This is a genomic window from Ideonella aquatica (assembly GCF_018069755.1).
Classification (GTDB): domain Bacteria; phylum Pseudomonadota; class Gammaproteobacteria; order Burkholderiales; family Burkholderiaceae_C; genus Ideonella; species Ideonella aquatica.
Window position 1 is genome coordinate 58,793 of the sequence record NZ_JAGQDE010000020.1, and the last position, 6,590, is coordinate 65,382.

Annotated in this window: 9 protein-coding genes; 2 read left to right on the forward strand and 7 right to left on the reverse strand. The window is 71.9% G+C overall.

Annotated features, from left to right (window positions below; all coding sequences use genetic code 11):
- Window positions 1-61: 61 nt before the first annotated feature.
- Window positions 62-673, forward strand: coding sequence for an SAM-dependent methyltransferase (locus KAK06_RS18745; RefSeq protein ID WP_210803676.1), 612 nt, complete (start codon window positions 62-64; stop codon window positions 671-673).
- Between the two features lie 3 nt (window positions 674-676).
- Here KAK06_RS18745 and KAK06_RS18750 read toward each other — a convergent pair whose 3' ends face one another.
- The 5 genes from KAK06_RS18750 to KAK06_RS18770 all read right to left on the reverse strand — a co-directional run bounded on the left by KAK06_RS18750 (window position 677) and on the right by KAK06_RS18770 (window position 4,020).
- Entirely contained in the window at window positions 677-1,165 is a 489-nt protein-coding gene (locus tag KAK06_RS18750; protein ID WP_210803677.1) for a Spy/CpxP family protein refolding chaperone, read from the reverse strand.
- 106 nt (window positions 1,166-1,271) lie between these two features.
- Window positions 1,272-1,529: a hypothetical protein gene (locus KAK06_RS18755; protein WP_210803678.1), complete on the reverse strand. Its 258-nt coding sequence runs from the start codon at window positions 1,527-1,529 to the stop codon at window positions 1,272-1,274.
- A 135-nt stretch (window positions 1,530-1,664) separates the two neighbouring features.
- Window positions 1,665-2,252, reverse strand: a complete 588-nt coding sequence (locus KAK06_RS18760; protein WP_210803679.1) for an MOSC domain-containing protein — start codon at window positions 2,250-2,252, stop codon at window positions 1,665-1,667.
- Window positions 2,207-3,643 carry a cytochrome P450 gene (locus KAK06_RS18765; RefSeq protein WP_247652974.1) on the reverse strand — a complete coding sequence of 479 codons (1,437 nt, stop codon included), beginning with the start codon at window positions 3,641-3,643 and terminating at the stop codon, window positions 2,207-2,209. Before KAK06_RS18765 ends, KAK06_RS18760 begins: the two co-directional genes overlap by 46 nt.
- The gene (locus KAK06_RS18770; RefSeq protein WP_210803680.1) at window positions 3,640-4,020 is read right to left on the reverse strand and encodes a hypothetical protein; all 381 of its coding nucleotides are present in this window, start codon (window positions 4,018-4,020) and stop codon (window positions 3,640-3,642) included. The genes KAK06_RS18765 and KAK06_RS18770 overlap by 4 nt, the downstream gene beginning before the upstream one ends.
- 99 nt (window positions 4,021-4,119) lie before the next feature.
- Here KAK06_RS18770 and KAK06_RS18775 point away from each other — a divergent pair, with 99 nt between their 5' ends.
- On the forward strand, window positions 4,120-5,007 hold the full coding sequence (locus KAK06_RS18775) for an AraC family transcriptional regulator (protein ID WP_210803681.1): 888 nt from the start codon (window positions 4,120-4,122) through the stop codon (window positions 5,005-5,007).
- Between the two features lie 42 nt (window positions 5,008-5,049).
- On the opposite strand, the gene KAK06_RS18780 is transcribed toward KAK06_RS18775, so the two are convergent.
- Entirely contained in the window at window positions 5,050-6,003 is a 954-nt protein-coding gene (locus KAK06_RS18780) for a hypothetical protein (protein ID WP_210803682.1), read from the reverse strand.
- Window positions 6,004-6,122: 119 nt separating this feature from the next.
- Window positions 6,123-6,590: PilZ domain-containing protein (locus KAK06_RS18785; protein WP_210803683.1), on the reverse strand; the 468-nt coding region annotated here is incomplete at its 5' end.

Below are 6,590 nucleotides of genomic sequence, written 5' to 3' on the forward strand. Positions count from 1 at the left end.
GGGCTCGGTGGTGCGCAGTATGACCCGACAATGCACGCTGGACCGATCACCCGAGCCCGCCATGCAAGACCAATGGAACGACCGCTTCGCCGCCCCCGGCCACAAGTACGGCACCGAACCCAACGACTTCCTGCGCCGGCAGGCCGCGCTGCTGGCCCCGCACTCGCAGGTGCTGGTGCCGGGCGATGGCGAAGGCCGCAACGGCGTCTGGCTGGCCAGCCAGGGCCACCAGGTGCTGGCGCTGGACTATGCCGAGAACGGCCTGGCCAAGGCCCGCGCGCTGGCGGCCGAGCGCGGCGTGGCGCAGCGATACACCGCCCAATGGGCCGACCTGTCAGCCTGGACGCCGCCCGAGCAGCGCTTTGACGCGCTGGTGCTGATCTACTGCCACCTGCCGGCGGCCGTGCGGCGCGTGGCCCACGCCCAGCTGGCCGGCCTGCTGTCGCCGGGCGGCTGGTGCATCGTCGAAGGCTTTCACCCGCGCCAGCTGCAGGGCTACACCAGCGGCGGCCCGAAGGACGCCGACATGCTGCTGACGCTCGCCGACCTGCGCGCCGAGATGGGCAGCGTGCTCGACGAGATCGAATCCTTTGAGGGCGAGGTGCCGCTGTTCGAAGGCACCGGGCACCAGGGCCCGGGCTTCGTCACGCGCTGGGTGGCGCGGCGGCGCTGAGCCTCAGCGGCCCGGCCCGCGCGGCGGGCGGGCGCCGGGCCCCTGGCGGTCAAACACCGCGCGCTGCTCGGTGCTGAGCGACGCATACAGGGCCGTCATGGCCGGCTGGCTGGCCTCCAGCGTGGCGGTGCGGCGCTTGAGCGCAGAGATGTGCGCGGCCAGGCGGTCCGGCGCCGTGGCACTGTTGCCCAGCTTGTCCATCTCGTCGCGCTCAGCGCGCGCCGCCTTGGCCTGCTCCAGCGCCTGGGTGGCGAAGGCGCTCCAGGCGGCTTCCTGGGTCGGCTGCAACTTGAGTTCGGTCTTCAAGCGCTCGAGGTGGCGGGCCGCATGGTCGGCCGGATCGCCGTTCATGCGGGCGTGCTGGGCGCGCGCAGCGCTGCGGTCACAGGGGCGCGCGCCGTCAGGACAGGCCGGTGCGGCCAGCGCGGCGCCGGCCAGGCCCAAGGCGAACAGGCTGGCTGCACCAGCCTTGAGTGCGGAGGAGCGAAGCATGGTGGGGTCCTTTCGTCATCGACGGGCCGATCGGCACCGTCCAACGCCATTCCAACCGGGCGATGTCAAGCCCGTGTGTCCCGCCCGCTTCGCCGTGTGCGCCAGATCAATGCAGCGGCCGCTGGCTCAGCCAGGTCCACAAGCGGTGGCCCTGGATGCTGCGCCCGCCCACTTGCTGGCGCAGCCGCTCGGCGAGGCGCAGGTCGGTGCCGATGCTGAGCACCACCACCGACTCGCCCGGCCCACCCGCCGACTCATGCACATCCAGCCGCGCCCCGCCGCACGGCGCCATCAGGTCCTCCAGGACCCGCCTGTCCAGACCACTGGGCACGCCGCCCACGATCAACCGCCACGTTGCGCTCACCACGAACCTCCCTGGTCCTGACCTTCCGGTCACACCCGCGATCCGGCCATGGCCTCGTATCGGCCGCAGCGGGCGGGCGTTCAGGGGGCGCGTTTGTGGTGGATCAAAGAGGGGCGAAGGACCGCCTTCTGCCCCTCAATCCGCCGCGAAGTCGCGCCCGCGCACCTTGGCGCGGAAAGCCTCGACCAGGCCCACCTCGCGCGGGCCGGGTTCCAGCTCGAAGGGCTGGCCGGCCTGCACGCTGCCGGGGTTCAGCACCGCCAGGTAGGTGCCGCACCAGCCGGACTCGGCCATCAGCTTGGCGGCCTTGTTGAAGCCCATGGCGGCGTTGAACTTGAAGCAGGGGAAGCGCGGTTCGCTGACCACCAGCACGCCGCCGTCGGCGAAGCGCAGGCGGTCGCCCAGCCACAGGTCTTTCTCCAGCAGGCCTTCGAGGGTGAGGTTCTCGCCCATCAGGCCGGGCGGGAGGTCGTCGACCCAGTCGCCGGCGCGGGCCTGGGCGCGCATGGTGCGCCAGATGGGCAGGTGCTCGCTGGGGTAGGCGTAGAGGGCCTTGGACAGGCCGCCGTGGACGCTGGGGTCGGCCTGCTCGTCGCCGTCCAGGCCCAGTGGGCCGTAGGCCACGGCACCGCTGCGCGGCCGCTTGGCGATCGCGGTAGCAACTTTGCGGCCGTTGATCAGACGGTGCTCGACACGGGCGGTGTTGACACTGAGGATGCGCATGGCGCCGATTGTGGCGGCAGGACGGCGCGGCGACGCAAGCGCAGCCGCAATGGCGCATCCGGGCGCAGGGTGACGTACATGCGCGGCTGCGGCGGTGGCTCGTGGGGCAGGGTCTCCAGCGTGCAGCGCTGCAGCAGCAACGCCGCCACCAGCGTCATCTCCAGCATCGCGAAGTGCTGGCCGATGCACACCCGCGGGCCGACACCGAAGGGCATCCAGGCGCTGCGCGGCTGGGCGGGCTCGTCCACCAGGAAGCGCTCGGGGTGGAAAGCCTGGGGCTCGGGGAACCAGCGCGGGTCGTGCTGGATGACCCAGGGCGTGACGCGCAGCAGGGTGCCGGCGGGCACCGTGCGGCCGGCCAACGCAAAGGGGCGCTTGACGCGCCGTGTCAGCAGCGCCGCGATGGGCGGGTACAGGCGCATCGCCTCCTTCAGCGTGGCGCCCAGGTAGGGCAGCGACGCCACATCGGTCGCGGCCGGATCACGGCCCGCCAGATGCCGATCCACCTCGTCGCGGGCACGCTCGGCCACCGCGGGGTGGCTGGCGATCAGCCAGCTCCACCACAGCAGCGCGGTGGCGCTGGTCTCGTGGCCGGCCTGGAACATCACCATGCACTGGTCGTGCAGCTCGGTCGTGCTGAGCGCGCTGCCGTCCTCGTCGCGCACAGCCAGCAGCATGGCCAGCAGGTCGTCGGTGGGGCGCTCGCCCAGCGGCAGCGCCTGGCGCTGCGCAATCTGGCCATCGACCAGCCCGGTCAGCACCCGCATCGCGCGGCGCTTGGCGCGCTTGTGCGGCAGCGGCAGCCAGTCGGGCAGCGAGGCGGGCCAGAACATCTCCTGCATCGCCGCCTGCGACAGCACCTGGGTGGCCTCGGCGGCCGCCGCCGCCTGCGCGGGTGCGCGGCTGCTGAACAGCGTGCGCATGATGACGTCCATCGTCAGGCTGTTGAACAGCGATTCGACCGGCCGCTCCACCTGGTCGACGCCCGGCGGCAGCATCTCGTCCAGCGCGCTGCGGGCCGCATCCACCATCAGCGCGGCATAGCCCTGCACGCGGCGCGGCAGAAAGCCCGGCGCCAGCATGCGGCGCTGGCGCCGCCAGGCCTCGCCCTCGGCCACCAGCAGACCCTGGCCGAAGGCCTGCGAGAAGACCTCGGTGCCGCGCTCCCAGCGCACCAGGTGGTCAGCGTGGTCGACCATCGCCGTGCGCACATCGTCGGGGTGGAACAGGTCCCAGCTGTGCTCCCAGCCCAGGCGCAGCGCCACCACATCGCCGTGGTCGCGCTGCAGGCCCGCCGTGAAGCCCAGGTAGTCGCGGTACATGGCTTGCAGCAGCGGCAGGCCCCACCAGGGGCAGGCGGGTCCGGGGGGCATCGCGGTGGCCTGGCTCATGCGACGCCCGCCTGCCAGCGGCCCAGCGCGATCAGCACCGCGGTGGCCAGCATCGCCGTGCCGCCCTGGTGTCGCCCCCGGGTGGCCACGGCCACCAGCGCGCCGCAGGCGCCGATAGCCAGCGCCAGGGCCGCCAGCATCGCTGAGCGCAACGCGGGCGCGCCGCCTGCCGCCAGCAGCGCCAGCACCGCCGCCAGACCCAGCCCGAGCAGCGTGGGCAGGTGCCAGCTGGCGCGCAGGATCACCTGGTGGGCGCGCGAGACGTCGCGCGGCGGCGACGCCTGCCAGGGTGTAAAGATGCGGCGCTCACCCATGACGGAATGGGTCAGGCCGATGCCAATCAGCGCCACGCAAGCGCTCGCAAGCCAATGGTTCATGGGTGGCAGCCTAGGGCCGGCGGCGCCCACCGTCTTGAACGTTCCCGACATCGGCGGGACTTGGGCCCGCTCAGGCCGACATCTGCCTACACTGCGGGCATGGCAACGCTCGCGCCCCCCCTGCAGCCGGAGCTGGCCCAGCGCAACCGCGCGCCGGCCCAGTTGTGGCTGCCGCACTGGTCGCTGAGCCACTGCGTGCGCGCCATCGTCTCGCGCAGTACGCTGGGCATCGGGCGACACTGGCCGGCCGAGTGGCACCACAACCACTTCCCGGCCTCGCCGCTGTGCACGATCAGCTGGTTCTTCGCCGGCCACTCCGAACTGCTGGAGCCCGGGCAAGCGCCGCAGCGGCTGCCGCCGGTCTCATTGGCCGGCCCGTTCACCCGGCCCACGCAGTCGCGCAACAGCCCCGAGGGCCACGGCATGATGCTGATGTTGATGCCCGACGCGCTGCAGGCGCTCACCGGCATCGACCCGGCGCGCTTCCTGAACCGCTTCGTGCCCTTGGATGAAGCGCTGGACGCCTCGTGGCAGGCGATGGCCGAGGCCGTGCTGGCCGCGCCCGACGATGCGGCACGGGTGGTGCTGATCGAAAGTTTCCTGGGCCCGCGCTGGCGCGCCCTGCGGCGCGATGCCGACCACCCGCACCTGCTGCGCCTGCAGGACTGGCTGCAGGGCCTGGCGCTGCAGGCCGCGGCCTCGGGCGTGGGCCGCAGCCTGCGGCAGTTCGAACGGCGCATCAAGGGCTGGACCGGCCTGCCGATGCGCGAGCTGCGCGGCCTGGGCCGCGCCGAGCAGGCGTTCTTTCGCACCCTGGCCGAGGGCGAGGGCCCGGTGCGCTGGGCCGAGGTGGCCGCCGACACCGGCTACGCCGACCAGTCGCACCTGTGCCGCGAGACGCGCCGCGTCACCGGCTTTGCGCCGCAGGCGCTGCGCGAGCTGATTGCCGAGGACGAGCGCTTCTGGATTTACCGGATCTGGAGTTGAACCGGTCCCCGAGCCGCCGGGCAACTCCGAGGCGGCTGCCGATCAATCGTTGATGGTGATCGAGGCATCACCGCCAAACATCGCATTGAAGTCGGTGTCCCAGATTTCGTAGTAGCGCGAATTGCCCTGGACGTCATAGACCCGCACGCTGTACACCGTGTAGCGGTTCGACGGCGTCCAGCTGTCAAGCGTTCCACCAACCAGGATGCTGCCCGATGCCGCGCCGGGCCGCAGCGCCGTGCCGCTGAGGTAGATGCACTCCCACTGGAAGTCGTCACACAGCGTCACATTGGCACGCCCCAGGCCAGAGGTCTTGGTCGCGCCAGTGTCAGTGACCGCCAAGCTCAAGCCGAGGCGGGCGGGACGCCCGGGGTACTCGCCCTTGGGCGGCGTGCTGCGCGACACCACGGGCGTGAGTACGCTACCTCCGGTCAGCGACGGCGCTTCGCCATCAAGCTTGGCGCGACTCTCGACCTGGAAGCTGGTATTGCCCAGGGCCGCCAGGGCGGCGGCGTTGTACTGGCGCACGTTGTCGTTGGCATCACGCAGCGTGACATTGCTGACGATCCAGTCGCCGGCCGGGAGCTCCCCAGACATGATCACCTGCACGCCCAGCTTGGCGTGGGTCTGTGGCACCGAGAGCGTCTTCTCGGTCCAGGTGCCCCATTCACTGGCCTGATGAAGTACGCTGACCTCGGCGGAAGCCACGCCGGTCAGGTTGTCCACCACGCTGAGGTCAATCAGCAGCTCCCCGTTGCCTTCACTGTTCAGGCGGACGACGGGCTTGGACAGCGCGATGCGCTTGAGCTCGGGCGCCTTGATGTCCAGGTTGTACTGGGCCACTGGGTCCTGCGACTGGCGCTTGGCCTGCTGTTGGGCGTGCTGCCTGGCCTGTTGCTTGGCCTGCACACGGGCGCGCAGCTCAACCTGATCGGGGGAGAGGGGCGCAACGGCGCCGGCATGGGCAGCGGTGAAGCCGGTGACGAGCAGGGCCAACAGCAGCGCCGGGCGCGAGCGAACTGACATGAAAACTTCCTTCTGAGGTGTGGGGCGCCGGCTTTGTAACGGAATGTCCCAGAAGGCACCATCCCCCTTTTGGGGGTGAGGCAAGGCGGTCAGGCCTGCGCGTCCACGTACACCCCCTTGGCCGCCGGCGCCAGCGACAGCGTCAGCAACCGCCCGTGCACCGAATGCCCGACCCCCTGCTTGCGGCAGCCGACCACACTGACCAGGGCGTCGAACTGCGGCGTGGTCACGCGCAACACGCGGCCCACCGCCAGCGGCGTCTCGACCCACAGCTGCAGCCCGGTGAAGGACAGGTCGCGCAGGCGGGCGCGGCGCGGCAGGCGTTCGGCGGGCAGGCGCAGCTCGACCACGGCGTCGCGCGCGAAGCGCTCGTCGTGGCGGCGGCCCGCCGCCTCGCCGCGGCGTGGGCGGGCGGGCAGCGGGGTCAACGGGCTGTCGCAGGCGCTGCAGCGGGCATCGCGCGGCAGCGTCGGGGCGTGGGGGTGGCCGCAGAAGGGGCAGCCGCCTGAGCCTGCCGCTGCCCGCGGCGGCGGCGCTGGCGGCGGGCTGGCGGTGGC

Bases quoted from the DNA above. Each gene is read 5' to 3' on its own strand.
- KAK06_RS18770 (WP_210803680.1), bottom strand. From the start codon at position 4,020: ATGAACCATTGGCTTGCGAGCGCTTGCGTGGCGCTGATTGGCATCGGC.
- KAK06_RS18745 (WP_210803676.1), top strand. From the start codon at position 62: ATGCAAGACCAATGGAACGACCGCTTCGCCGCCCCCGGCCACAAGTAC.
- KAK06_RS18775 (WP_210803681.1), top strand. From the start codon at position 4,120: ATGGCAACGCTCGCGCCCCCCCTGCAGCCGGAGCTGGCCCAGCGCAAC.
- KAK06_RS18765 (WP_247652974.1), bottom strand. From the start codon at position 3,643: ATGAGCCAGGCCACCGCGATGCCCCCCGGACCCGCCTGCCCCTGGTGG.
- KAK06_RS18760 (WP_210803679.1), bottom strand. From the start codon at position 2,252: ATGCGCATCCTCAGTGTCAACACCGCCCGTGTCGAGCACCGTCTGATC.
- KAK06_RS18750 (WP_210803677.1), bottom strand. From the start codon at position 1,165: ATGCTTCGCTCCTCCGCACTCAAGGCTGGTGCAGCCAGCCTGTTCGCC.